The organism is Paenibacillus sp. J22FR5, assembly GCF_059691975.1.
On the sequence record NZ_JCAUAN010000016.1, the window covers coordinates 33,000 to 58,698 of the forward strand.

The 25,699-nt window shown below is 44.1% G+C and carries 24 protein-coding genes, 2 pseudogenes and 1 riboswitch; of the genes and pseudogenes, 6 read left to right on the plus strand and 20 right to left on the minus strand.

The window, feature by feature from the left end:
• Positions 1-234: 234 nt before the first annotated feature.
• Positions 235-570: pseudogene (locus AC58P7_RS19690) on the plus strand (pirin family protein); the annotation flags it as partial.
• 222 nt (positions 571-792) lie between these two features.
• Here the strand turns inward: AC58P7_RS19690 and AC58P7_RS19695 are convergent.
• From AC58P7_RS19695 to AC58P7_RS19725, 7 genes and pseudogenes are all read right to left on the minus strand, one after another.
• A pseudogene (locus tag AC58P7_RS19695) lies at positions 793-885 on the minus strand (5' nucleotidase, NT5C type); the annotation flags it as partial.
• 1 nt (position 886) lies between these two features.
• Positions 887-1,984, minus strand: coding sequence for a bifunctional diaminohydroxyphosphoribosylaminopyrimidine deaminase/5-amino-6-(5-phosphoribosylamino)uracil reductase RibD (gene ribD, locus AC58P7_RS19700; protein WP_497345820.1), 1,098 nt, complete (start codon positions 1,982-1,984; stop codon positions 887-889).
• Complete coding sequence (locus AC58P7_RS19705; protein ID WP_497345822.1) at positions 1,977-2,738, minus strand: GTP cyclohydrolase II; 762 nt, start codon at positions 2,736-2,738, stop codon at positions 1,977-1,979. The genes ribD and AC58P7_RS19705 overlap by 8 nt, the downstream gene beginning before the upstream one ends.
• A 79-nt stretch (positions 2,739-2,817) precedes the next feature.
• Positions 2,818-4,182, minus strand: a complete 1,365-nt coding sequence (locus AC58P7_RS19710; RefSeq protein ID WP_497345824.1) for a hypothetical protein — start codon at positions 4,180-4,182, stop codon at positions 2,818-2,820.
• Between the two features lie 28 nt (positions 4,183-4,210).
• Complete coding sequence (locus AC58P7_RS19715) at positions 4,211-4,981, minus strand: DODA-type extradiol aromatic ring-opening family dioxygenase (RefSeq protein WP_497345826.1); 771 nt, start codon at positions 4,979-4,981, stop codon at positions 4,211-4,213.
• An 8-nt stretch (positions 4,982-4,989) separates the two neighbouring features.
• Positions 4,990-5,649 carry an alpha/beta hydrolase gene (locus AC58P7_RS19720; RefSeq protein WP_497345828.1) on the minus strand — a complete coding sequence of 220 codons (660 nt, stop codon included), beginning with the start codon at positions 5,647-5,649 and terminating at the stop codon, positions 4,990-4,992.
• Between the two features lie 22 nt (positions 5,650-5,671).
• On the minus strand, positions 5,672-6,076 hold the full coding sequence (locus tag AC58P7_RS19725) for a DoxX family protein (protein ID WP_497345829.1): 405 nt from the start codon (positions 6,074-6,076) through the stop codon (positions 5,672-5,674).
• Positions 6,077-6,219: 143 nt separating this feature from the next.
• On the opposite strand from AC58P7_RS19725, the gene AC58P7_RS19730 reads away from it, so the two are divergent.
• From AC58P7_RS19730 to AC58P7_RS19745, 4 genes are all read left to right on the plus strand, one after another.
• The gene (locus AC58P7_RS19730; RefSeq protein ID WP_497345831.1) at positions 6,220-6,771 is read left to right on the plus strand and encodes a helix-turn-helix domain-containing protein; all 552 of its coding nucleotides are present in this window, start codon (positions 6,220-6,222) and stop codon (positions 6,769-6,771) included.
• Positions 6,772-7,042: 271 nt separating this feature from the next.
• Positions 7,043-7,230: riboswitch (cobalamin riboswitch) on the plus strand.
• A 176-nt stretch (positions 7,231-7,406) separates the two neighbouring features.
• Positions 7,407-7,604: a hypothetical protein gene (locus AC58P7_RS19735; protein ID WP_497345833.1), complete on the plus strand. Its 198-nt coding sequence runs from the start codon at positions 7,407-7,409 to the stop codon at positions 7,602-7,604.
• Positions 7,605-7,665: 61 nt separating this feature from the next.
• Entirely contained in the window at positions 7,666-8,790 is a 1,125-nt protein-coding gene (locus AC58P7_RS19740; RefSeq protein ID WP_497345835.1) for a hypothetical protein, read from the plus strand.
• Positions 8,759-9,166, plus strand: coding sequence for a (2Fe-2S) ferredoxin domain-containing protein (locus tag AC58P7_RS19745; protein ID WP_497345836.1), 408 nt, complete (start codon positions 8,759-8,761; stop codon positions 9,164-9,166). Before AC58P7_RS19740 ends, AC58P7_RS19745 begins: the two co-directional genes overlap by 32 nt.
• Positions 9,167-9,234: 68 nt before the next feature.
• Here AC58P7_RS19745 and AC58P7_RS19750 read toward each other — a convergent pair whose 3' ends face one another.
• The 11 genes from AC58P7_RS19750 to AC58P7_RS19800 all read right to left on the minus strand — a co-directional run bounded on the left by AC58P7_RS19750 (position 9,235) and on the right by AC58P7_RS19800 (position 22,969).
• Positions 9,235-10,326, minus strand: a complete 1,092-nt coding sequence (locus AC58P7_RS19750) for a GerAB/ArcD/ProY family transporter (protein WP_497345838.1) — start codon at positions 10,324-10,326, stop codon at positions 9,235-9,237.
• 29 nt (positions 10,327-10,355) lie between these two features.
• A complete protein-coding gene (locus AC58P7_RS19755; RefSeq protein WP_497345840.1) occupies positions 10,356-11,528 on the minus strand; it encodes a Ger(x)C family spore germination protein in 1,173 nt (390 codons plus the stop codon).
• 14 nt (positions 11,529-11,542) lie between these two features.
• Complete coding sequence (locus AC58P7_RS19760; protein ID WP_497345842.1) at positions 11,543-13,066, minus strand: spore germination protein; 1,524 nt, start codon at positions 13,064-13,066, stop codon at positions 11,543-11,545.
• A 464-nt stretch (positions 13,067-13,530) separates the two neighbouring features.
• Positions 13,531-15,237 carry a GMC family oxidoreductase N-terminal domain-containing protein gene (locus AC58P7_RS19765; protein ID WP_497345844.1) on the minus strand — a complete coding sequence of 569 codons (1,707 nt, stop codon included), beginning with the start codon at positions 15,235-15,237 and terminating at the stop codon, positions 13,531-13,533.
• Entirely contained in the window at positions 15,230-15,925 is a 696-nt protein-coding gene (locus AC58P7_RS19770) for a gluconate 2-dehydrogenase subunit 3 family protein (protein ID WP_497345846.1), read from the minus strand. Before AC58P7_RS19770 ends, AC58P7_RS19765 begins: the two co-directional genes overlap by 8 nt.
• Positions 15,922-17,610 carry a GMC oxidoreductase gene (locus AC58P7_RS19775; protein WP_497345847.1) on the minus strand — a complete coding sequence of 563 codons (1,689 nt, stop codon included), beginning with the start codon at positions 17,608-17,610 and terminating at the stop codon, positions 15,922-15,924. The genes AC58P7_RS19770 and AC58P7_RS19775 overlap by 4 nt, the downstream gene beginning before the upstream one ends.
• A 222-nt stretch (positions 17,611-17,832) precedes the next feature.
• Positions 17,833-18,633 (minus strand): polysaccharide deacetylase family protein, encoded by an 801-nt coding sequence (locus AC58P7_RS19780; RefSeq protein WP_497345849.1) that lies wholly within the window; start codon positions 18,631-18,633, stop codon positions 17,833-17,835.
• Positions 18,634-18,649: 16 nt separating this feature from the next.
• Entirely contained in the window at positions 18,650-19,768 is a 1,119-nt protein-coding gene (locus AC58P7_RS19785; RefSeq protein WP_497345851.1) for an MGDG synthase family glycosyltransferase, read from the minus strand.
• Between the two features lie 193 nt (positions 19,769-19,961).
• A complete protein-coding gene (locus AC58P7_RS19790) occupies positions 19,962-21,383 on the minus strand; it encodes a HAMP domain-containing sensor histidine kinase (protein ID WP_497345853.1) in 1,422 nt (473 codons plus the stop codon).
• Complete coding sequence (locus AC58P7_RS19795; RefSeq protein WP_497345855.1) at positions 21,380-22,054, minus strand: response regulator transcription factor; 675 nt, start codon at positions 22,052-22,054, stop codon at positions 21,380-21,382. Before AC58P7_RS19795 ends, AC58P7_RS19790 begins: the two co-directional genes overlap by 4 nt.
• Positions 22,055-22,171: 117 nt before the next feature.
• Positions 22,172-22,969, minus strand: coding sequence for a COG4705 family protein (locus AC58P7_RS19800; RefSeq protein WP_497345857.1), 798 nt, complete (start codon positions 22,967-22,969; stop codon positions 22,172-22,174).
• A gap of 114 nt (positions 22,970-23,083) precedes the next feature.
• On the opposite strand from AC58P7_RS19800, the gene AC58P7_RS19805 reads away from it, so the two are divergent.
• Positions 23,084-23,737 carry a phosphatase PAP2 family protein gene (locus AC58P7_RS19805; protein WP_497345859.1) on the plus strand — a complete coding sequence of 218 codons (654 nt, stop codon included), beginning with the start codon at positions 23,084-23,086 and terminating at the stop codon, positions 23,735-23,737.
• A 3-nt stretch (positions 23,738-23,740) separates the two neighbouring features.
• On the opposite strand, the gene AC58P7_RS19810 is transcribed toward AC58P7_RS19805, so the two are convergent.
• Entirely contained in the window at positions 23,741-24,688 is a 948-nt protein-coding gene (locus AC58P7_RS19810) for an ABC transporter permease (protein ID WP_497345861.1), read from the minus strand.
• Positions 24,681-25,601 (minus strand): ABC transporter ATP-binding protein, encoded by a 921-nt coding sequence (locus AC58P7_RS19815; RefSeq protein WP_497345863.1) that lies wholly within the window; start codon positions 25,599-25,601, stop codon positions 24,681-24,683. Before AC58P7_RS19815 ends, AC58P7_RS19810 begins: the two co-directional genes overlap by 8 nt.
• Positions 25,602-25,699: the final 98 nt, after the last annotated feature.

The following is a 25,699-nucleotide window of genomic DNA, read 5'->3' on the forward strand; positions in this document are numbered from 1 at the left end:
TAGAGAAATAGAAAGATAAATGGAATAGAATTTGTTATTATTTCTGGTAAAATTCTACTTTTGTTGTTCTCCTTTCTTTTGTTTCAGTAGAAAAAATCACAATAAAATAGGCCCATGCGCATTTGCATGGACCACTCACGGATCCGGACGTGTGGGTCGTCTCTTCCTGTTCCTCCAGTGCTGTTGTGTTTTTTAGTAACACTTAACTTTCAAAATCAAAGGAGGGTGAATCCTATGCAAATATTTAAAGCTGAACAATCAAATCATATCGATCAAGGAAATTTTCAAATTCGTTTGATACGCCCAGGATTAATATGGGGAGATCCTTCACTTGAAGATTATGCTTTTGGTCCTCTGAGCAGGATAGATCGCGCAACGCTGGGAGCAGGAGCGCTTGTTAGAATGCATGAGCATAGCAATGATGAGATTTTTAGTTATATGTGGAAGGGAACGATGCTCCACGAAGATTCAACCGGACATCGGGTAGAAGTATCTCCAAACCATTTAATGATGATGAACGCTGGTACAAGTATATACCATGAGGAATCCACTCCGAATAGTACTGTTGATATGCTACAAATCTTTCTTCGGCCGGAAAAAACGGATCTCCCTCCAAAGCTTCAATTCTATGAACGTCCTGTCATTACTTCCAATGGAGAATGGACATTGCTTGCAGGGGCGAAAGAAATGGAGGCCCCACTTGAAATTCGACAGCAAGTAGCGGTTTATGACGCTCATGCCAAAGCGGGCACTAGGCTGCAGACTCCCAGCATAGAGGGCATGGCACCTTCATCCCCTTTTTTTACCAAGTTTCTTTTTATAAAGCTCAAACGCATGCCCTCGCAAATTGATCAGTGTATCATCTATATCGAATCCGAACTTCATGTTATCCCTTTTTATATACCGGATATCCAATAAATTTAAAATCTTTGCCCAGTGTTTGAACACTTATATCGGATAGCTCTACGGCGTCGCTCATTTTATCAAAACCGGTTCCCCCTAGAAACGACGGCGCATTTTGGCCACCAATTAATTTGGGAGCCATGTAAATAATCATTTTATCTACGAGCTTATTTTCAAAAAAGGAGGCATTGATTTCACTGCCTCCTTCAATCAAAAGAGAAGAGATCAACTGTTTACCTAGTACCTGAAGAACTTCGGGTGGATTAACCTTGCCGGTCTGCTCGGTTACAAATATTTTGACACCGGCTGATTCCAATGCTTTTCGCTTTTCAGGCTCATGAGACTTTGTCGTAAATACCCATGTTGGGGCTTGCCCATCCGTTACCACCTTTGCTCCCGTGGGCAAACGTAAAGTGGAATCTAGGATCACGCGAACAGGATTCCTCCCATTAGGCATCCTTGTTGTAAGCTGGGGATCGTCTTTTATCACTGTATTGACACCAACAAGTATCGCGGCGTTCTGATTTCGAAGCATATGGACGTCCTCGCGAGCTAAATCGGAGGTAATCCATTTGCTATCTGATGAAAAACTTGCAATCTTTCCATCCATCGTGATAGCAGATTTTAGGGTTACAAAAGGCGTCTGCTGAACGATAAATTTATTAAAAACTTCATTCATTTTTCGGGATTCTTCTTCACATACACCGACGATGACTTCGATGCCTGCTTCCTGAAGTAAACTTACTCCTCTACCCGATACCAATGGATTAGGATCCATTGAAGCAATTACCACCCGTTTTATACCGGCTTCCCTGATGGCCACAGCGCAAGGCCCTGTTCTACCATAATGAGAACATGGCTCAAGCGTTACATAAATGGTCGCCCCTCGCGTGTGTTCGCCAGCCATACGAATAGCATGAATTTCAGCATGAGGCTCACCCGCTTTCATATGAACCCCAATGCCAACGATCCGGTTATCGTTCACAATGACAGAGCCAACAAGTGGGTTCGGATCTGTCTGCCCTTTCATAGCCATCGCATTCTGTAATGCCAGCCTCATGTAAAATTCGTCGTTAGTCATTATTGCAACAGCCTTCGCCTTCATTGTAGTGTCCCGACCGCTCGATTTTCGTTTTCAAATATTTCTCGTTATACTCGGAGACATCTCCCCAAAGCTGCACCCTATCCTCTACATCCAGACCTGCCTTATTAAGCGCATCTAATTTTTTGGGATTGTTTGTGATCAGTGTAACTGGCTTTGTCCGAAGTGCTTTCAAAACCTTTATCGCATCGCTATAATCACGTGAATCATCAACAAAACCAAGTTGAAGATTGGCATCCACGGTATCATATCCGTTTTCCTGTAGAATATAGGCAAGAGCTTTGCTGAAGAGCCCAATACCTCGTCCTTCATGATTTGCCAGATAAAATAACGCACCGCTTCCATGATCAGCAATATGTTTCAACGACTGATTAAGCTGATATCCACAGTCACATCGCTTGCTGCCGAAAATATCTCCGGTATGACAGATAGAGTGAAACCGAATCAAGGCATGATCTGCATTTTGAAAATCCCCATGGACAAGTACACTCGATTGTTGATATTCCGCTAAATTAGCAGCAGATAATTTGGCGACAATACGCTCAAAATCTTCCGTCACTTCGTTGCAATTGAGCCAGCAGTACCACTTGAACTGAACTGTCTCCCCATGTAAGTTAACCGGCAGCTTAATGGGTCCGACAAGATATACGGCTCCTTCGTCCGTTTTGATCAGTTTTATTTTCTCTTGTAAAAGAGAAATCACTTTAGGATCAAAGCTTTTTACAGCAGGCATGGAAACGTCTCCTTTGATAAACTGGATTGGAATTTCCGACAAATAATCTTAGTCTTATATTGCTTAAAAAAATGCGTGATTATGTGGGGGCAACAACAACCTTCAAATATATGATCAGCACGATCGCCATACAGCCGGCGAATTTGTAATTTGGCACGGCCACCTCAAACACCGGCTTCTTAAACAGACCCGCCAGCAAATTGTTCACGGCCGAGGCTGGTGATATGGGATTGGACAAGCTCCAGCTTCCCAGCAGCAGCACTGCGAAATACATCGGACTAATTTGCACGCTCACCGGATCAATGCCGCCAGCAAGAATGGTGACCGGCACGATCGGATGAAGGCCGATTAACGATGTTCCCGCAATGAGCGCCACCGTGAATACCGAGAATGTTAAGGATACCGACAGCGGTATTTGCTCCAGCAGTGCCGGAACCGTGGATCCGAACTTCGTTACGCCGATTGAACCGCTGAAGAAACCGGCCGCCAAAAACAACGTGATTTCCTTCTGCAAGGCGGGTAGCGTGACGGTAACATGATTCTTCAAACCTTGTCTGTATACAGCCATCGACCCCTTAGCCATGCACCAGATCAGCGGAAATAATACAGCCGCCATACAAATTAATATCACCATCGGCAGCTCGACCAACCGCTCCAATACCAATATGGCGATTATAGCAGTTATTAAATACATCCCAAGCCCTATTGGAAAAGCCGCACTCCCCTGATTCTTAGCCAGCTCTTGTTGAGGCGGCTCCGTTTCAGCCTCCCGCAGCTCCCGGAAATCAACCGCCCAGCTTACGACGAGGCTAAGGACAGCCAATCCGAGCAAATAAGGCAGAACAGACGACCAAGGTAACTCAAGCGCCGATGTCACGAGCGTCATCGCGGCGAAATAAGGCGACCATAGAATCGCTCCCGCAAATCCCCGATTTAGCGCATTGGCAAGCAGCCGGGACATACCTGGTTGCGGCTTTACAAAGACCATCTGATATACGACAGGGATCGAACCGACGTTGATAAACACGCCCATGATTTGTGTAAGAAATTGCGTTCCTATGAATAATGCTGCTTTGCTGCGAAATTTTTCTTCGTAGAAACGCTTCAGGGCTTCGACGTATTCGGGAAGCCGGACCGGAATCCCAAACAACGGCGCAAATAGGAACAGCGTAACGATTGTCACGTTTATTCCCGCCGACTCGAACCAAACTGCCAACTCCACTTTCTGAAGCAACATGAGGACTGTCCCGGCAACCATAAAGGATACTGTAAGCCAGAGGGTCAACCCCTTAAGCTTCGGCAACAATATGGCGATTGCCAAAAAGACAAGGCATCCCAGCAGAGGAGTAAGCATCTCCAGCTGCGTCAGCTGCTGTACAATATAAACCGCGGCAATGGAGAATATGATCGTCCTCTCCATTGCCGCTTTAACTGCGGATTTCATCCGATCCGCCCTCTTTCACTCAGCATTATTAATTAAATTGCCAGCAGCTTAAGCTTAAGTTGCCGTATTGATAGCTGCGGTGAAGCAGCTTCGCCTCACGATTGGAGTCGCCGGATCCCATTGCGAGAAAGAGAGGAATAAAGTGTTCACTCGTTGGTACGGCCTCTTGAGCATTAGGAGCCAGTTCACGATATTCAAATAGCGCTTCTGTATCCCATGACTCGAGCTTATTCTGAAGCCAGTTGTCGAACTGCTCCGCCCAAGCGTCGTTTCCTTCAGACCGCCACTCCAATCTTCTTAAATTGTGGACTGTTCCTCCGCTTCCGATAATGAGAACATCCTGTTCCCTTAGTTCCGACAACGCTTTGCCGATTTGATACTGCTGCTCGTTGCTCAGATGACGATTCACAGATAGAGCGACAACCGGGATATCCGCCTCAGGATACAGCAGCTTCAAAACCGCCCAAGCCCCGTGGTCCAGTCCTCTTCTCTCATTCAGAACGCTCTGAATGCCTTGCTTTTCAAACAGCGCTCGAACCTGCTCGCTTAGCGAACGATCGCTCTTGGCCGGGTAGGTCATCTTGTAAAGCTCATCCTGAAACCCGCCAAAATCATAAATGGTTTCATACGTTTCAGCAGCGCTGACCGTTTGTACCGACTCTTCCCAGTGAGCGCTAAAGAGCACGATTGCTTTCGGTCTAGGTGTATGATCCTTAAAGTTCTTAAGCAGTTGTGTATATTCGTTATCCTCAAGCACGATCGATGGGGCTCCGTGCGCGAATAAATAGGAAGGCATCATGAGGCTTCTCACTCCTTTTTTGTAATCAAACCAGCATCATGCTTAAGCCAATTCAGAACATCAAGTTGGTTCTCTTCTGATACGCCGTGGTCGGTTGGATATAGTTTAAATGTCAAGCGCTGTGTCTGATCCTTAAAATACGACGCCGTCTCGTGGCCGATCCGAACCGGGAATACGGAATCGTACTCTCCATGGGAAATAAATATCGATACGTCCTTCACGCTTCGCAGTGGATACTCCGTCTTCACAAAGTCAGGAACGTACCCGTTCAGCGCAACGATCCCATTCAGCTGATCTCCCATCGTAAGTGCAAGTGCCATCGACAGAATTGCGCCTTGGCTAAAGCCAAGCAAATACCGTTTGCCTGGATCGATCGGATACTTTTCCGTTGCATAATGTATGAATGCTTCGAGTTGTTTAACCGCTTCGTCAAACATCTCGCGGATGGGATTGCCCAGACTTTTCAAATCATAATACTGGTAGCCGGCACCAAGCGGCAAATTGCCGCGAATACCGATAATGATGAAATCATCAGCCAACGGAGCGACCAAACCGAACATATTTCTTTCATTGGAGCCTTTGCCATGCAGGGTAAAGACCGTCGGATATTTCTTGCCCGGGTCCATATTGGCCGGTAAATGAACGTCATATTGATAAAACGGGTTCATCATAATCCCCCTTAGTAGTAAGTTATGCACTGCGTTTGTTCATAATAAGACGGTCGACTGAGAGAATCGATTGTTCGGTAACAACCAGATACAACGAAACCAACATAAACCCAAGATCAAGCTCATAGCCTGGCATTTGTCCATCTCCCAGAAGTCCTGCCGAAAGCTTCGCCGTTACAATTGCACCGATTAGCATGACTACAAACAATCCTGATACATAACGAGTAAACAATCCCACAATCATCATAATACCGCCGACAAGTTCAAGAATTGCCACGACATAAGCCAAATATCCCGGTATACCGATAGAGGTGAACCACGCCTCAACATTGCTCAGTCCCATTTGAAACTTGGCGATTCCATGAATCATAAATATGATTCCCATCCCCACACGCATAATAATTGAAATAACTGCTGTCTTGTTCATTCGTATTCTCCCCCAGAAATATTAGTTATAAAGATATAAATTTTATATGAGTAATTTTATGCGGAATACATTGACTTGTCAACAAGAAAATTGCTAATATAAAATTATATTTTCTATTACAAATATTTAAGGGGTGTATTAGGATGGATATCGGCTCCACGATACGAGCGATTCGGAAGAGAAAGAATGTCACTATCGCTCAAATTTGCGAAGAAACCGGCTTGTCCCAAGGCTTCATGAGTCAGGTTGAAACCAATAAAACCTCCCCCTCCATATCGACGCTGGAAAACATAGCGCAGGCTTTAAAGGTGCCTTTGGCTTATTTGCTCCTAAAGAAAGAGGATCGAATGAGCATTGTTCGGAAAGATGAACGAAGAATCACAACAAGCGGTTCCGAACATCTAAAGGTGGAGCATCTGAGCTCCACAAAAAATGTAAGGATGATGCTTGTAGAGTTCCCTCCCGGGGCTTCGACGGGGGACATACCTCATGCTCATGAAGGCGAAGAGGTCCATGTAGTCATTAAAGGAAGAATATACGCAGAGCAGGGAGAAGATGCGGCTGAATTCGGAGATGGCGATTCGTTCAGTTGGAACGCATGCACGCCCCATGTGGTGAGAAATATAGGGGATGACACGGCAATCGTGCTCATATCCATCTATACAGAAAGCGACAGCGAACGAGACCTTATCTAACATGTGTAAGGGCAGTCTGGAGTCACTCATTTCGATTAAACCAAAAAAATCGCCCTCAACTGAGCCAATCGGCCAAGTTGAGGGCTTTCTTTTTCAACAGTTAGAAGCCGGTTCCGATTTCACCGTCAATTAGAGTGGCTAATAACACAAGATAAACATGGAGCTTCGTTCTATATCTTATTATTCTGAATAAGAATAAATGTAACAAGTATTGCTTGGACTATTGACTTTATCTCTTAGATAAGCTTTAATTCATCATAGTTAGAACGACATATTATAAACATTCTAGGTGCCCTTGTGAGAGTAAGGGGTAACAGGGAATCGGGTGAAAATCCCGAGCGGACCCGCCACTGTAAAGCAGAGTTCTCTTTCATAACGCCACTCAATCATACTTTTGGGGAAGGCGAAAGAGAGCGTTAATCTGTAAGCCAGGAGACCTACCTAGTTTTGGACACCATCGTACATAACCTTCGTGGAATAAGGTTCGGTGTAAGAAGAGACCCCTGATACACTCATCAGGCTTAATTTCTCGTAATTTCTTACCCCAACCAATCTGGTTGGGGTTTTCATTTTTCTATGAAAAATTTAGCCATACGGGGGATATGTTTAAAAACCCACTTAGAGGAGGTGAAAAAATGAGTATAGCTATTCAAAGACTTACTTCAATTTCACTTGGACAAAATGTTGCCAAAATAATGTTTGTTTTACAGTGGATTTTGCTTCTTTCTTGGATTCCTTTGACATTATACGGATTATTCTTTACTCCGATTATGTCGTTACATGATGCAGTTCATCCAGCCCGCCATAGCGTCACTATAGTTCCTTGTCACTAGCGTAATCATCATTTCCCCCGTATGGCTAAATTTTTCAAAGATATATTTCAAGGAGGACAATATGAAGTTCAATCTTTTACGATTTCTTATGCTGCTTATTTTGCCTGTAATAATTATAGGTACTTTTGTGTTTGGAGTGGCAATTTACGAAAGTTATGAAGAAAAAGGCGACTATTTAATACCACAAAATCCAGTTGCTCACGAACCAGCCAAGTTCTCTTACCAACTGATCAATCCCACTAAAAAAGAACCGTTAAAGAACGCTAGTGTTCAGTTAGAAATTATTAAAACAAAGGCAACAAATCCTTGGCTCAATGTTGGTTACCTACGTGATGATAATGAAGGCACTGGGCTTGTTTATAAGATGGACTCGGTTCTATTAGACGGGAAAATTGAGATGGAGTCTATTCTATGGGACGCTGGTTCTTACGAAGCCATCATAAAAGCGACTTCAAATGAAATAGATAAACCAATTGAAATTAACTTACCCATTAAAGTCAAAGTACCACTAGGTCAAATCATACGAACAATCCTTTTGTTCTTGGCAATCTTTTTGTTGGCAATGGTCAGTGGAATTTTTGCTAAACGACTGGAAAATCCATTTAAAAAACAATCACAATATAAAAATCGTTATTCAACGTCAGTTGCATCCTTACTCTTACTTGCAAGTTTATTAGTTGGTGGTTCTCTTTCCTCAACTGCATTAGCACACGAAACAACGACTAACAATCATATAATGGTAGTTGAAAAAAATGGGGTCAAAGCTGAATTAAAGTTAAATCCAATGGAGCCTGTTCAAAAAGGAGATCCTGCTCATTTTACTGTTACTTTTCAAGACTCTAAGACAGGTCAGTACATACAAGGAATGGATACTTCCCTATCCCTTTACCACGAAGACGATAACTTAAATATGTTTTCAAATCGGACGCAGATTCAGGAGGGGAAGTTAGATTTTGACTATGCTTTTCCAGATACAGCTTCTTACCATCTTATCTTTCATTCTTCACCAAATTCACAAAAATCAACTCTAACAGCACCTTTTGATGGCGTATTTGCATTTGATGTTCCCCCCGTACAGCCAAACTTATCGGCACAATTAAGGGCTGGGACATTAATGCTAATTGTTTTGATTTTGGGCTTTGTTTTGGGGTTCTTTGGCACAAAAAGAAAACCATCCTTTGCTTAAGAAAGGACGGGAAATAATCCTGGATACAAAATTTCAAGTTTTAGGGCAAGTTTTAATTTGTGCTAATGGATGTTGTTGCGGTCAAACGAACTTAGGCGCAGCGGAAGTACCCGTTGAATGGTTAAAGAGCAATTGGAATCATAATAAACTTTTAAAGAAAATACAGCTCTCATTTACCAGTTGTTTAGGACCTTGTGATGTAACGAATGTGGTTTGTATCCTAACTCCAACTAAACAATATTGGCTTGGTGGTTTGACAGAACAGAATCATTATGAGACTTTGTTTGACTGGTGTAAGTCCTTCGCTGAAGCAGGTTTCTTCCTCCCACTTCCAGAAGTTCTACAGTCACGAATGTTTGAGCGTTTTATAAACTAACAAACAAGTAAAAGCTTATGTCCCTATGAGGATAAATAAGCTTTTATTTACATTTGTTACACGGCCGATCAAGCTATTGTCTTCCTCTGCCTGATTTTCCCTACGAGAAGCATCAGCAAGGGCAACCCGATCATGTTAACAGGAAGTACAAACGGAACCCAGTAGTTAATCAAATAACTGCCGGTCGCCTCGGAGACATTCTGGGGGATGAACGCAAATGCCGTAACAACCGGGGCAACAAACCAAATCATGTTCTTCCAATTTGCCACTTGTAAAAACTGAGCCGTTCCGTAACTGGTCACAAACATATAAATAGACAATTTTATGAATACGCTGGCGATCCAGATAACAACGGCAAGCGCGTCCAAATTTTCAATGAAACCGAAGATAGCGATCTTTTTTGTCATTTCGAAAAATGGATACCACATATTGGAGGAGAGATTGACACCTAAAGTTAAAATGACCATGACCATCGACAACAGCACACCAAAACTTGCAGCTATAACACCCCAAATCACATAAGAAGATCCCTTGCGGGGCGTAAAAAGAAACGGTGAAATCATGACGAATTCAACGGCATGTCCAAGATAGGAAGCGGAGGGTAAAGCGCCCTTGAAGATAGCCGCGGTACCGCTGTCCGCATAAAAGGGCCGCAGACGATTCCAGTGGATGTTGCCCAGGTTTGTGGTCAGAACCACTAGTATCATCAAAAAAATTAAGGGTCCCAATATTTCGCTTACCCGTCCAATCCCATCTATCCCTCCGGAATAGGTCACATAGATAACGATCAGGACCATAGGCAATATGATAAATACGCCCGGAGTTGAATTCAGAAGCAGAATTCGGAGCAGATCACTAAATTGGCGCAGAACAATGGGAATGATAGTATACCATTGGACAAGATAGATAACGATGATGATCTTGCCGAGCCATTTCCCCATAATCGTTTGACTGAATTGGATGAAGGTCTGCTCCGGATGAAGAAGCACAAGCTTTGTTGTCACCACAGCGATCAGCACGGCGATGCATCCCGCAACAAGCATGGAGACCCATGCATCCTGCTTAGCAGCCTGCAAACCCGGCGTAAACGTCATTAGCAAGGTCATGCCAATATCCATAATGGTGATCATCCAGAACACTTGAATTCCGCTCACTTTCATTGTTATCATCCTTTTTGGGTTGATTCGTTCTACTTTTTCATGTGCGCAGGCGACTGGGTTCGGCCAATCCGTTGAATTTTGAGGTCAATCTTAACAGTAACCGGAACCCCAGGATAGATGTCATTCCATTGATCCTTGTTTTGCTTCCAATAAGAGGCGTGTTTAATATGAATTTCATCCCCAAGACCGAAAATGTCTGCCTTTAACTCCTTTTGTGCGCGATGGAGCGTACTTTGTATTTGTTCTTCGATCTCACCCGTAAGCTTGCTTTCCACGTGTTTTAAATTCTCAGCTTTGCTCAAATCCAACTTCGTATCGTTTTCCACCACTCTTACCTTGGCTTTGAAGACAATCGTCACCTCGGGCATGCCATTATTCATCTTCGAGCGCAATTTCGCTTTAGATTGCAATATATCAACGCCAACGGTTCCCTTAAAGCCTTTCACTTTTGGTTCAACCTGCGCGGTTATTTTGCTATGTTTGAGTTTCCCTCTCCGCCAGATTAATATCTTCTTTTCATCTGGCGATAAAAATCCGACCAGCTTATTTTCTTGATAAACGGCCGCTTCATCAACATTGAACTCCCCCTCTCCACTCTTTCTGGTGTATGCCTTTAAGGCTCCAGTGACAGCGGATCTCCCGGAAGAGGATTGCGCATCCAAAAATTCATCCAATTTGACGGATAAACCGAGACCTGTTAATTGCATTTTTTTAAGAGCAATGGCCGGTATGGCTTCCAGCTTGTACTGCGTTTGTAACGCTTGTTTGGCGGTTGTTCCATTTGCAGTTAGAATATAACTGTTATACCGGCTGCCGGGGAAACGCAGCAATTGATCTAAAACCTGATCAATACCATGTCTGCCGTATTTTTCACCGATGATGACCACCCCTCTGTGGCCCAAAAAGATTTTCCGGGACAACCGCTTCTGCAATTTATGCAAAATATCCGCACCGTCCTTTCCTTTTTCAGTGATGACCAAGACCGTTTTATTCCCGCCCGTTCTGCCACCTTGCATACCACTGGGCATTTCTGTAGGAAGAGCGATTTGTATGGTGGCCTCTATTTCTCCATTCTCCGCAAGATCGAGACCGCTGGCGAGCACAAACGCAAGATCGTTAACCTCGCTCCGATCCCAACAGCCCGTCATTAAACTGAAACAAAGGATGAGTGCTATCGTTTTATACCCTTTCATCCGGCTCATTGTTTCTTCAACTCCTATTTCGGGCGAACCCGATTTTGACGCTTGTGTATGACCCACCACGGTGCTCTTACGAATACATCCAATAGTCCGGATAATTGAAACGGAGCGAGTGGTGACATGTAATAAACGCCGAAGGAACGCAGGTTAACGAGATGAATCAGCAGCGCAATCATAGCAACGCCAAAACCGTACAAGCCGAAGATACCTGCAGATATCATAAGCGGAAATCGCAAAATACGAATCGCCTGACTCATATTGTTACTCGGAATCAAGAAGGAAGCGATTCCCGTCAAAGATACGACAATAACAATGGGCGCCGATACGATACCTGCCTGAACAGCAGCTTGTCCGATCACTAGCACGCCTACGATACTAATCGTCTGGCCAACTTGTTTGGGAAGGCGGATTCCCGCCTCGCGAATCGCTTCAAAAGCAATTTCCATCATCATGATTTCCATCAATGTCGGAAAAGGAACCGGTTCCCTTGCCGACGCAAGAGACAAAATTAAACTTGTGGGTATCATTTCCGGGTGAAACGTGTCCACAGCAATAAACAAGGATGGCAAGGTTAAGGCTATGAAGGTAAACAAGAACCGAAGCCATCGTAAAAATGTCGCAATAATGAAGTTCGTATAATAATCCTCCGCCGTTTGGAAGGCATGCCAGAACGTAATGGGAGCGATGAGCACCATCGGAGTTCCGTCCACCAGAATGGCAACTTTCCCTTCAAGCAGTGAAGCTGACACGACGTCAGGCCGTTCGGTCATTTGGATCACTGGAAAAGGTGAATAAGGCGCATCACGGATCATTTCTTCAATGTAACCCGATTCCAGAACGCTATCCATATCCAGTTGCGATAGGCGATTTCTTACTTCTATGATCACCGCGGGCGATACCACGTTTTCTATATAGGCGACAACGACCTCCGTTTGTGAAACTTCCCCAACCAGCATCTGTTCCATCTTCAACTGAGGTGTTCGGATTTGCTGACGGATTAAACCCATATTGATGTCGATATTTTCAATAAACCCAACTTTCGGCCCGCGAATCACCGCCTCCATATTGGGTTCCTGCAGCTCACGATGCAGTTTTTCTTTCATGCTTATGGACAGAACTTGGTTTGAAGATTCCACAAAAAGAACCACGTGTCCCTTGGTGATTTGCTTAACCGTATCTTTCTTATTACTAACGATTACTGTCTGCGCTATGGGAAGCAATTCACTTTTCATCTGTTCAATGAGCGGAGTGAACGTATCGGAGACCAACGTCTTATTATTCAAAAGCGTTCTGAATAATTCATCATCCAATTGTTTGGTATCGACCAATTCCCTGAAGAAAACTACCATACAAGGAATCGAATTAAATAGATGTACCTTTCTCACAATCAGATCAGAACAATTTGAAAATGTCTGGTTTAACCAAGTCTCATTGTCATCAAGCTTATCAGATAGTTCATCTTCAATTTCACCTACAGTTGTAGCTTCAAGCCTCTCCTGCTTAATTTTCCTTGGCCAATGTAGCACTCCTTTATATGGCATATGTCTTCACACCCTTTGCGTTTATCGGAAAGAAGAGGTTACTGAGGGTAGTATCATTCTCAATTCAACTTAAAGTTTCTCCCTAAAAAGGGATAAATATCATTGGTATATTTTCCCCTAGTCCAAGCAATCTTAAAGGATACAAAATAAACGGCTACGCCGTCCTCTTAGGACGTATCAAAGTGTTTATGGAGAAATATAGCCGATTTATTATATGAAACATCATAAATTCTTATATTTTGAGATAGGAAGGATGTACAATAACATGCGCAACGGGTTAGTTGGGAAAATCATCGGTTTTTTATGTATTGTTGTTTTATCGGGTCTGGTGCTTTATTATACAGTTTCCAAGGGTTAACAAAATGGCCTCACAACGTGTCGTGAGGCACAAAAGCTTCTATATGGGGGTCCCGAAATGAATAAACAGGCAGGCAGGATATTCACTCCTGACCTGCCTGTTTGGTTTAACTAAAATAGGTATTGGCCAACTTCTCGGCCATTCGTGTCGCCAACGCCTGAGTCGTAAGTGTCGGATTCGGTCCTCCGATTCCGTTGAAATGCACGCTATTATCAGCAATATATAAACGCTTAACTTGAAAAGCTTCGCAGTTCGTATCCACAACATATCCCATGCGCATCGTGCTTTCGAGATGGAGCAACCAGCCAGTTGGCGAGTCCGTTCTGATGATTTTCTTTGCGCCGGCCTTCTGCAAGGTTTCGCATGCATACCTAGCCAACTGATCGCGCCGCTGCAAAGTTTTCTTATTGGGGGTATAATGGATAACCGGGATCGGCCCGTGTTCGTCTTTCAGCAGCGGATCGACTTCGACTCGATTGCTATAGAGCGTATCGTCATCTGCAAGAAGCAGCATCGTCATCGTTCGGCTATAGTTCGCCATCAATTCTTTTAGTTCCGGTCCTACGACCCTGCCTCGTATATCCCACGGCTCTCCCGGTTCAGGCGGATTGAGCGCATCATATCCGGCTTCACTGAAGCCGTAAGTCAAGGAGGCCATTAATCCGGGGCTTAGGCAGGAAACCTGAAATACGCCAATTCCCGGAATATCGACTCTGCCCCCGGACGTGGGTCCCATGTATGGATAAACGGACGGAACTCCCAGTATACTCATCAGATCCTTTTCGTCGAATACACCTCCAACCCAATCGAAATAATGATTGGTCAGTCCTCTCCCTACCCAGGGGTTGTGAGGCAGTCCGGAATTCAGCCAAAGACGCGGCGTTTCGACACAGCCCGCTGCCATAACAACTGTTTTGGCATTAAGCTCTCCTATTTCTCCCGTCCACGTATCCCGAAACTGCACCCCGGTTGCGCGAAGTCCTTCTTTCGGATCTTGTTCCGTCAAAATGTTGATCACAAAGGTATTGGGCCGAATCGAAACGTTCCCGGTCTTGAGAGCAAGGGGAATATAACTGACAAGGGTACTCCGTTTAGCAATTCGATCTACCGAAGGACCGGTCGTACATCCATTAACACAATGTCCCCTCAACGTGCATCCTTCCATATGAGATAATTGCTCCATCGAGTAATTGGGATCCATCAGATGTTCATTGGCGCGTAGAATCGCATTGGGATTCGGGCGATAACCCGGAGTTACGACATCAAGCGTCGGATTTAGCGTCCATCCAGCCTTTTTGGCCCCGTAGTAGAACAATTCTTCTTTCGGAGTCGTAGGCGCGAATTGAACGGGCAATGTGGCTTCCGCTTTTTCATAATAAGGAATGAGCTCGCGATAACTAATCGGCCAAACATTATCAACAGCCGCAGGAAAAGCGCGCGGAGACTGTGACCAGTAATGTTGGGTCGTTCCTCCGACTCCGGATAGCTGCCAAACTTCGCCCTTCTGCTTCATAACCCGGTGCCAAGGCGTACGCCGGCGATCCGCGGGTCCAAAGCGAAATGTACCTGACACCTGGTCGTTCATATTGTTCTCATATGAATTGAAGATTTTCTTATAGAGTCCCACATCCAGATCGGCATGATCGGAGCTCCACTGCGCACCGCGTTCTTTGTTAGGGTTCGGCCACTTGCTGTTCCCATACCACGGGCCTGCCTCAAGCACCAATACTTTAAGTCCCATTTCTCCGAGTTCCTTGGCGGCGACGGCTCCACCGCCACCTGACCCGATTACAATCACATCGGCATCAAGCATTTGACGAATCCCCCCCTGGTCGTTCTATCGTCAACAAAAAACCACGAAGTGCGCGGTATCCCTTAGATACGCCAGGATAGCCCACCTGCTTCCAACCGATTGGAAAATATTCTAGTCTTCGTTCCGTAGGTGTTCTCAGTCGTGTCGACCCGTATGCGGACCATTCCGAATAAAAACCAAACATCGTCGCCCGATTCAGATAATCGACTATAAATACAACGAGTCCGCCATCGTCTTTATAGGGGGGCGGCAAGCTCCCGAGATCAACATCAAGCTGCTCCAGCATCGCCAAAACCCGTATACGGTCGCGGGGCGAGAGACTGGCGAATGGGCCTCCCCCCCAAACTGCATGAAGCCTGGAATCCAAAGCTTTGCCCGCTGCGATAAACTGAACCGCACCGGCATTGAGAAGCATTGCCGTAGAGGACGCCATAGGAATATTGGCAAGATAGTAACCCATAAAAAGCGAAAGATTGTGATCCAATTCCCAGATCATATAATCGTGAATACCCAGTTCCACTGCACCTGCGGATTGCTCTGCCCCATATACGGCTAACTCAGGCGTATTCGGGACTATTGCTTCGACCAACGCAATAAAAGTTGTCCGGATGTGCTCACTTGCCATCGCATCGTAGGCTTGCATGGAATACATCATCCTTTCTTCATCATCCTGAATGGCCGTCTTCATTTCGTTTTTGGCTGTTTGCCTCCCTGCTGAATAATATGATCAGCCGTACGAATGGCGAACGCAATCGTGGTCAGTGTAAGATTTTCGGCTCCAATGTAAGGCAAAATACTGTTGTCGGCCACATAGAGGCCGGAGATTCCGTGGATCTGTCCATATTGGTTTGCGACGGAAGTATTGGGATCGGCTCCAATTCGGCATGTGCCTGAATCATGATGCAAATCGCCGAGCGGAGTCAAGCAAATAGGCGGATTGCCGTTCTTACTAATCAGTCGTACGCCCGTATCCTTGGCGATGCGCTTTATCCCTTCCGTCATTTGATCAACGACGTTTCTATCCGCCTCACTCAAGGAAAAATGAACCTTAATTTCAGGGACGCCGTATTCGTCTATTTTATCCGGATTCAGAGTAACACGATTTTCGTATCTCGGTTCGACTTTGCCATAACCAAAGAAATTGACCGTAGTTTCACCTTTTAATGGTCTTTCAACGCTAACTGGATACCAGTAGAAAGCTTCCGGCCCGGTCATTAGTACAGAGTATGGCGTTTCCGGTTTTTGCGGTATCATAATATTCAAAGGACCCCAAGGGATAGGGAAATCAGTTGTAGATATCAATCCCGTTGCTTGCACAAAAGTTTGATTCGTCAGGTAATGCCCCAACGCGCGGTTCTGAAATCCCGAATTTAGCAGCAAGCGTGGCGTCTCAAACGTACTCGCACTCAAAACAACTGTTTTGGCTTTTAGGGTATACGCTGTTTTATCTGGGGAAACGACCGTAACTCCTGTGACTTTTCCGTTATCTTGAAGTATTTTCGTGGCACGTGCGTTGATCGCCAAATCGAAAGGCCTCTGATTCAGAGCCCTGGCAAGCAAGGAAATAGAACTCGTAAACATGTCGGTATGCATCTGACCGAAAGATTGGGGTACGATATCAGCCGCAACTGGTAGAGGTGCGGCTTTAGAATAACCGCGCAGCCACAACCGCTCCAATAATATTTCCGTGAAGGAAGCCCCTTCTGCAAATGCTCCCGTGACATTCATAACTTGTTCGGCAATACCGTAATAGCTTTCCATCTCATGGACAGGTATAGGCCATTTCGCCAGATCCCATGCATGCATCCGCGGAGTAAACGCATACCAGAATAACGTTCTGCCTCCCAGCGCAAAAAGTTGCCTGGCTCCCGGATATTCGGGTAAAGAACCCGGCAGCGGCTTGGATAAGTAACTAAAATAAGCTACGAGGCGCTCTTGGTTCAACGTCGACAGATTTCTCGCATGCGTCGGGATCACCTGATCTCCGCGTTCAATGATGCCAATCCGCTTCTTTTCCCTCTTCCATTGTTCGCACAATCTCCATAGGACAGATCCTCCGCCGGCTCCGGTACCGATGATCAGAACATCATATTCCTGTTCTGCCATCTGAGAGAGTGGCGTGAGGGGGATCCAGTTATTCAGCGTTTCTGGCGGTGCGACCGAGCAAGTCGGAATTGTGCCCTTCGAATCTGCTCTCGCATGCATTTCATTGTTCATTTCAGTTACGGAAGGAAGATAGACCGATTTGCCGGTGATGTCCCGATCCGGGTGTTCAATATGTGGATTGAGCAAAACGAGCTCTTCAACCAGTAACCGGTTTTTATTCGCGATAGCTCTAAGTGTTTCATGGTTGTTAGAAACCCATATTTTCAACGGCTTTCACTCTCCATCCGACCAGTTACTGTACTTCATATGTCAAAGTGATGAGTACCCTACTTATACTATAATGTTGAAATTGGAGCCTTTATGCGCAAATTCGTATTTATGGTTCGAACTCGTGCCGGACTGATTTAGGATTCGACTACAACAAAAAAAGTACCCCCATAGGCCTAGCCACATGAGAGTACCTCTAATTTTAAAATAATAACAGCTAGTTCATTCACGAATCCTACTAAATAACATTTGATTATCCAGATCTATCGGATGAACATCAAAATTCGTTTGATCATCGATCTGCATTCTTTTATCAATCCGCATAAAGGGAATACCTTGCCTCATACATTCTTCCACAAATTCTTTCAACGCTTCCAACATATATATAGGCGCAAGTTGATTCGCACCAAATGTCTGCCCACTGTCGTGCAGTACGATGATGTCGTTGCTTTTCAGCCTCGCAAACAGCTTCCGCTTAATCCTTTCTTTTCCCCCGCTGCAGCTCCAATCCCCAACCATTAAGGACCATAATACGTATCGAAATTGCTTCATGAGTAGAAGGTCAAACACATTAATAATTCCCCATGGCGGGCGATAATGGATAGGTTTGACACCTAGAATTTTCTCGATGACAGTTACTGTGTCATGTAATTGCTTTCTCACCTTTTTGGGTGTCAGGAAAGCATTTGTCCAATGCACATAATTATGAATTCCGATTAAATGTCCTTCTTGATGCATCCTTATGATGAGTTCAGGGTATTTCTCTGCTTTCGAGCCAAGTACAAAAAATGTCGCTTGAATGCGGTGTGATTGCAATATATCTAAGAGTTGCGGTGTAAACGCTGGGTCTGGACCATCATCAAACGTCAGCGCGATCCCCGTCGGTCTCTTCCCTTTTCGATAGGCGCCAAATCCACCTAATCGCACAATAACCGTTGGAATAATTGTATATACAAGCAGTCCGATTAGAATCGACCACAACAAATATGATCCATAATGACTGTCATACAGACGCATCTTCATCTGAGGCCCTCCACTTCTAAATCGACAATGATATGAATTGCTTCGTCGATCTAAGCGTAATATCACTCACGATGTGAGCAGCCGCTTGACTTCGCTGCATGTCTTCCATGCGTTTTCTTATCTCTTCATATAGACTTGGACGTTGAAAGAAATAATGCATATTTGACATAAGCTCTTCCAAATTATTGGAAATCGAAGCAACTCCACGACTGGAGAGGTATAAAGCATTCTCCTTTTCCTGCCCTGCATGTGGCTTATAAATGAAAATTGGCAGCCGAAGGACCATGGCTTCCGTAATGGTGATTCCTCCTGCTTTGGTTATAATACAAGTCGCCTGCGACATCCATTCATGCACGTTATCCACATATCCCAATATGGATATACTTTTGTTCATTGCAAACATTTCACTGAGTCGATGACGTAGTTTCTCATTGTGCCCACAAATGACAACGAAACGAGATTGAGGGAACGCGACTAACGCACTCAACATGTCCTCCATATAGCTGTTGACACCGCTGTCAGCTGCCATAATGAGAATGAGCTTTCTTTTTCTACCTCGGGCTACTGTGCTTTCATTTGCGAATTCTTGACGAATTGGAATACCGCTTACCTCTACGCGATCCTTGCTGACTCCTTTAAAAACGATTTGCTGCTTTAATTCTTCAGTAGCCACATAATATTTATCGACATTCGTGTGCAGCCAGCTCGCATGCAAAGCGTAATCCGTAAGTACAGTGAAATTCTGAATCCCCATCGAGCTGCAAACTTCCGGGGATGCCCCAAATGGAAACGTATTAACGACCACATCGGGTTGCTCTTGCAGAATGAGCTCTCTTAACTTCTTTTGTCCTAGATAGGTCATCGATTTCTGAAAGAGCGCGGTCTGCTTCGTTTCACGTGTTAAATAATAGCACCAACCGTAATAATCAAGACCGAAGCGTGAACTTTTTACACTGGTGTTAATCAGCGTGGTTGTAATTAAATTAATGAACGGGTGCCCCTCTTTCATGAGGTTAACGATTTTGACATGCTCTATCCCTTGCTTTACGAATTGCTGATACAAAGCTTTGGAAGCCTGGAGATGCCCATTCCCGTAGCTAGCCGTAAGAATTAATACACGAGGATTCGCGTTCATGCAAGTGGAAACCACCTTTCATCACCAACATCACAGGGGTATATCAAGAACACCCCTTATTTCGCCGATGTTTCGTGTGTGACTTTTCGACTCCAAACTTTAGACTCCATCGCTTCATGCAGGTGAATAATCAATACCTCGGACAGACACTACAATTACTTTACCTGATAAAAATGAGAGGAAGATGAGAAAACTAGGTATCCCTCATTTGGTGTATCGGGAAGGTCAATTGTACACGGGTTCCTTCACCTTCCTTACTTGATATCGTCAAACTTCCCTGATAATTGAGAACGAGCTGTTTAGCTATCGCAAGCCCGAGTCCAGTGCCCGCAATCTCGCGATTTCTCGCTTTATCAACCCGATAGAAACGATCAAATACGAAGGGTAAATCTGCTTCAGGAATACCGATGCCATGATCTTGTACAATGATTTGCACCTCATTTTTCAGGCGAATCCCTTCAATGACGATCCGTTTCGTCTGGTTTGAATATTTGACTGCATTATCCAGAGTAATCATCAGCATTTGCTCCAAGTGCAATGGGTTCATGAGCAGCATGACGTCCCTGATGCTTTCCGTGCTCTCAATAAACTCAAATTCAGGATTAAGGATTTCAAAGCGTTTTAACGACTCATGAATGACCGGTTCCAATTGGAGATAGGTATAGCTATCACTTAACAAATTAGCTTCTACTTTAGCTAAAGTTAAAAGCTCTTGAACCAGCTTTTTCAAACGCCTAACTTCTTGCAGCGAAGCTTCCAATGATTCATCAAGAACAGCAGGATCTGATTTTCCCCATCGATTTAACAAAGACAAATGGCCTTCCACGATGGTAATGGGTGTCCTCAGTTCATGTGAAGCATCTTCTACAAACTGCTTTTGCTGAAGAAAAGAAAATTCAAGTTGATTCATCAATTCATTAAACAGCTTGGCTAAGCTAGACAACTCATCCCCATTTTGAATATCCGTAACACGTTCCGATAGCCCTTTCTCTTTCACACTGCGAATCGTTGATGCCAATGCGCGTATCGGCCGCATAAACTGCCGCGAAATGGCTAAACCGCTGATCCCGCTTATGAAAACAGCTAATATCCCACCGATCAGCATCACCCATAGTACGGTCTCACTAAAATGATCGAAGGTTTCAAGGTTACTCGCCAGCTCTATGGTTCCAACGAATTTCCCAGCGACTAACGGACTTCGATAGATGAGAATATGATCCTCTTTGTGCGTCGTATCGTAAAGTTCAGGCGTAACCACTGACTTCGGCACCACCCATCCCATTCCGAAATGGTTCGAAACGGTTAAAAGCGGCTTGCCCTCCTTGTCGAGAATGCGTACAAATTGGTTTCTCCCCGTTAGTTTCTCGATATAGGGTTGGGTATCCGCAATTTGCAAGTCGTTTGTGGAAGCTAATTTATCCTGGAAATAGTCCTGGAGCTGTACCATGTTCACTTGGATTTGATCTTCCTCTTGTTTCATCATCCACTGCTTGAGCACTAAATATTGCGCAAAATTATAGGAGGCAAATAGCAAGAAGATAAGCAAAGCAGCTCCCAACATGAGCTTCCATTTTATTGGAAGACTTTGAATGGACCTCGTTATACGACCTCTCATCTCATCACGTATCCTATTCCCCGCACGGTTTGAATACAGCTATTCTCACCCGTATGATCTAATTTATTACGTAGATATCTGACATAGACATCCACCACATTCGTTTCCACGAGCGAATCAAATCCCCATACTTGATCAAGGAGCATATCTCGCGTAAGGACAAGATGATGATTTTTCATAAACATCACTAATAAATCAAACTCCCGTTTCGTTAGTTCAACGAGCTGCTTATCTTTGTAAACCAACCTTGCATCCAAATCCACTGTTATATGCTGAAAAGAAAGCAGGGAATGCTGCGCATTTCCTTCTAGCTCCATACGTCGAAAAACTGCCCTAATGCGAGCTAATAGCTCCTCAATGGCAAAAGGCTTGGGAATATAATCATCCGCACCGCTGTCTAAGCCGGATACACGATCCTCCACGCTATCTCTCGCTGTCAACATCAGGATCGGTGTCTTTTTGGCAGCACGGATACGTCGACAGACCTCAATTCCATTCATTTCAGGCAGCATGATATCCAAGAGGATCAGATCCCATTCTTCTTGAAGGGCTAATTCTAGACCTGTTTTCCCGTCATAAGATGGTCTTACCTCAAAAGCTTCGTGTTCGAGTTCCAACTGGATGAAACGAACCAAATTCTTTTCATCCTCTATAAGCAATATGCGCTTCATCGGCGGCGTCTCCCTTCCTATGCTATTCTCTTTACTATAAGTGAAGTATATGAGAAAACAATGAAAATACAAAAAAACCTGCCCTATGAAGGCAGGTCGTTTGATTGGACGTTGGCTTTATGCAACCTTAACATCCACTTTCGTATCTTGTGCTGTTGCGGGAGAACCTCCACGGAATACGACTAGGATTACAATAAAGATAGTTAGAACTAGACTAACCGCACCACTGCCAAATCCCATTCCTCCGTTAACTTGTGAGGCGGATAACCAGTCAGCAAACGAGGCTCCTACAGGGCGCGTCAAGATGTAAGCGAACCAAAAAGCGAAAATTTCTTTCATGCCAAACAAAAAATACCCTACGGCTGGAATCACAAGCATACCAGTACATAACACCCCAGAAGAGAAGTAGCCCAGGTGCATGCTCGTCGCGGTCATATCTCCCGCTGAGGTACCAAGCGCAAATGTCGTAAGGACTGTGAGCCAATAGAAAATCTCACGACGGCGTGTGAAAATGCTGTGGACAGATAGCGTTTTTTCTTTGGAAAACCAAGTGATGAGGATAACAGCAAGTGCCACCACAAAGAAGATCGTCGAAACCATATATGGAATGCCCAGACCGACTCGTACAACATCAGCAGCCATTGTGCCAAAAATACTAACCATGATAACTACTAGCCAGTAAACACCTGGCACATATTTGCGAACTTTGAACTGTAATATCATGGCTGCAATGAAAATAAGAACACTAAGAGGTGCTGAAATCAATGGATTCAGATGTTCAAATAAGTAATCGGAGGCGACCTCCCCCATGCCCGTCGTTAGCAGCTTCGTGATCCAGAAATAGAGCGTAATTTCTGGAACCTTGGCAGCTATTTGTTTTGCATGTTTCAACGTATTTGTTAAAGAATTGTTCATTGTCTATCTCTCCTTACCTGACAGGTTACGAAATTTACCATAACGACATATTCACAGCTTAAATTTGCTATACTACCCTTATCTTACACATTCAGTGAATTGGAGCTTCTTGATATGAATTCAAAAATGAAAGTTACTATTTTCCTTGTTCTAAGCATCCTTTCCGTTCTTTGCTTTGCCGCGATTGCTTCCCTATTAAAGGGGCAGCAAATTGCACGCTTTGACAGCAGCGTTATCTCCTCTATTCAAGGAATGGAACGTCCAAGGCTGACTTCCGTAATGAAATGTTTTACTTTTATCGGTTCGACGCCAGTTGTTATTGTCATTTCAATCCTCTGCCTATTTCTATTTTTCAAATTCCTGCATCACCGAATGGAATTAATTCTATTTGTAGTTCTTATTGCTGGCACAGCAGTCTTGAATCAGCTCTTGAAAATTATCTTTCATAGGGAACGGCCATCCCTGCACAGACTGATCCAAGAAACGGGTTATAGTTTTCCCAGCGGTCATTCCATGGAGGCCTTTGCGCTGTACGCTGCGCTTGCTTTTCTACTTTGGAGACATGTCCCAACGAAGCGTGGCAGAACGGCGGTCATTTTGATCAGCATGATTATGATATTCATGATTGGTATTAGCCGGATCTATCTGGGTGTCCATTATCCAAGTGATGTTGTTGGTGCTTATTTTGCCAGCGGATTTTGGTTCACTTTCAGTGTTTGGATCTTCCAATGGTATATGGACAATCGCTATAAGAGGGCACGTTTGTAATCGTTATGCTGTTACATCTTTTTTCTTGAAAACAACCCACGAGAAGATATTGAAAATGATAAAGTAAATCACAATAACCTTGACCGAGAAAGCTAAAGACATTCCAACAATATTGGGAGCCCCATTCAGGTATTGTGTTAAGTCCGTATTTTCAAATAAGTAATATTTCGCCCAGTTATATTGGGACAAGAAGCCTACGATACTTGTACCTGCAAACATGATACCGACAGAAAGCGCAATGGCGATAGAGCTGCTTCGTGATACGGTAGAAATCATAAAGGCCATCGTGACAATCATCACCATCTGGATACATTGATATAAATAGGTGCTAATGGCATGTTTCACGATACTGGTTTCATGAGCAATCGTGTCGCTGGATGCGTAGACATATGGAGCACTCATGTCCTTAAATCCATGTGAGATACCTGATACTAAGAATGCTGTTGCAAACAAGATGACAAATAATAAAATGGAAAACGTAAATGCTGAAATATACTTGGAAAGTAGAATTTTGGATCGAGACGATGGTCGTATTAGAAGCAGTTTGATGGTACCATCAGTGAATTCTCCCGCAACACTATCTGCGGCAATAACAACAGTCATCAATGTTACCACAATCATCAGACTAGAAGCGTTCAGCATGTTCCCCCAAAGCGTTTCCTCCGTTGGCGGAATATTATGATCGATGTGATACTGATTCACATGGATACGTGAAGTGACACGTGTCTTCCAATCAGGTCCCCTGTTCATATTATTTAGTTGCTGGGTATCATTTTGAATCTGTTGCTGCATATTGACCTTCCAATTTGCATCGGCCACTTGTGCAGGCTTTACACTGTATTGTTGAGCAATCAGAAAGCAGATCGTCGTTAGAACGAGACCAATAATTAACAACCAAGTACGCAATCGTTGGTATATTTTCATATTTTCATTTAAAAGCAGATTACCCAATTGACTCACCACCTGTCATTTTCAAGAATTTATCTTCCAAAGTTGGGGAGTTCTTTTTAATCCCATATAGTTTGATACCCGCTCTCATTAAACGCTCAGCCACCAGAGCAATTTGTTCTTTTTCCAACCAACAGACTAGACGATCTTCTGCCTTCTTCGCTTGTGCCTCTGGGAAATCAGCAAGCGTTTGAACGGCTGCTTCTAGGTTGTCCACTTCGAAAGAAACCGAGCTCTGGAGTCCCTCATTCATTAAGTCTTTAATGGATTGCACCTCAACTAATTTGCCATTTTGGATAATCGCTACACGATCACACATGAGTTCCATTTCGGAAAGTAAATGGCTAGAAACAAGAACAGAAATTCCTTCTTCACGCGTTAAGGTGTATAAGTAATCCCTTAATTCTCTAATGCCCGCGGGATCAAGTCCGTTTGTTGGTTCGTCTAAAATGAGTAGAGAAGGTTTATGCAACAAGGCTTGCGCAACGCCTAACCGTTGTCTCATTCCTAACGAATACGTTTTGACTTTATCTTGAATGCGATTTTCTAAACCAACCAATCGGATGACTTCTTGGATTCGCTCTTCCGTTACACCCGGCACCATTCGAGCAAAATGAATCAAGTTCTTATACCCACTTAAATACTTGTACATTTCAGGATTTTCAACAATGGCCCCTACTTTGATAATCGCTTTATTAAAATTCCGTGTAATACTATCGCCATCAATGAGAATATCGCCATCCGTGATGCTCATCAAACCAACCATCATTCGAATGGTTGTCGTCTTTCCTGCGCCATTTGGCCCTAGAAATCCGAAAATTTCTCCTCTAGGCACTGCGATATTTAAATTATCAATAATGACTTTATTCCCAATCCGTTTCGTCAAATTTAATAATTGAAGAATTGGTTTTCCCATCAAAAAGCCCTCCCCTTTTTCATAATCGATCATATTTCCACCTGTCACCTTACTATAAGGATTGTTCATGAGATTATAATGAGAAAACAGAAACCATT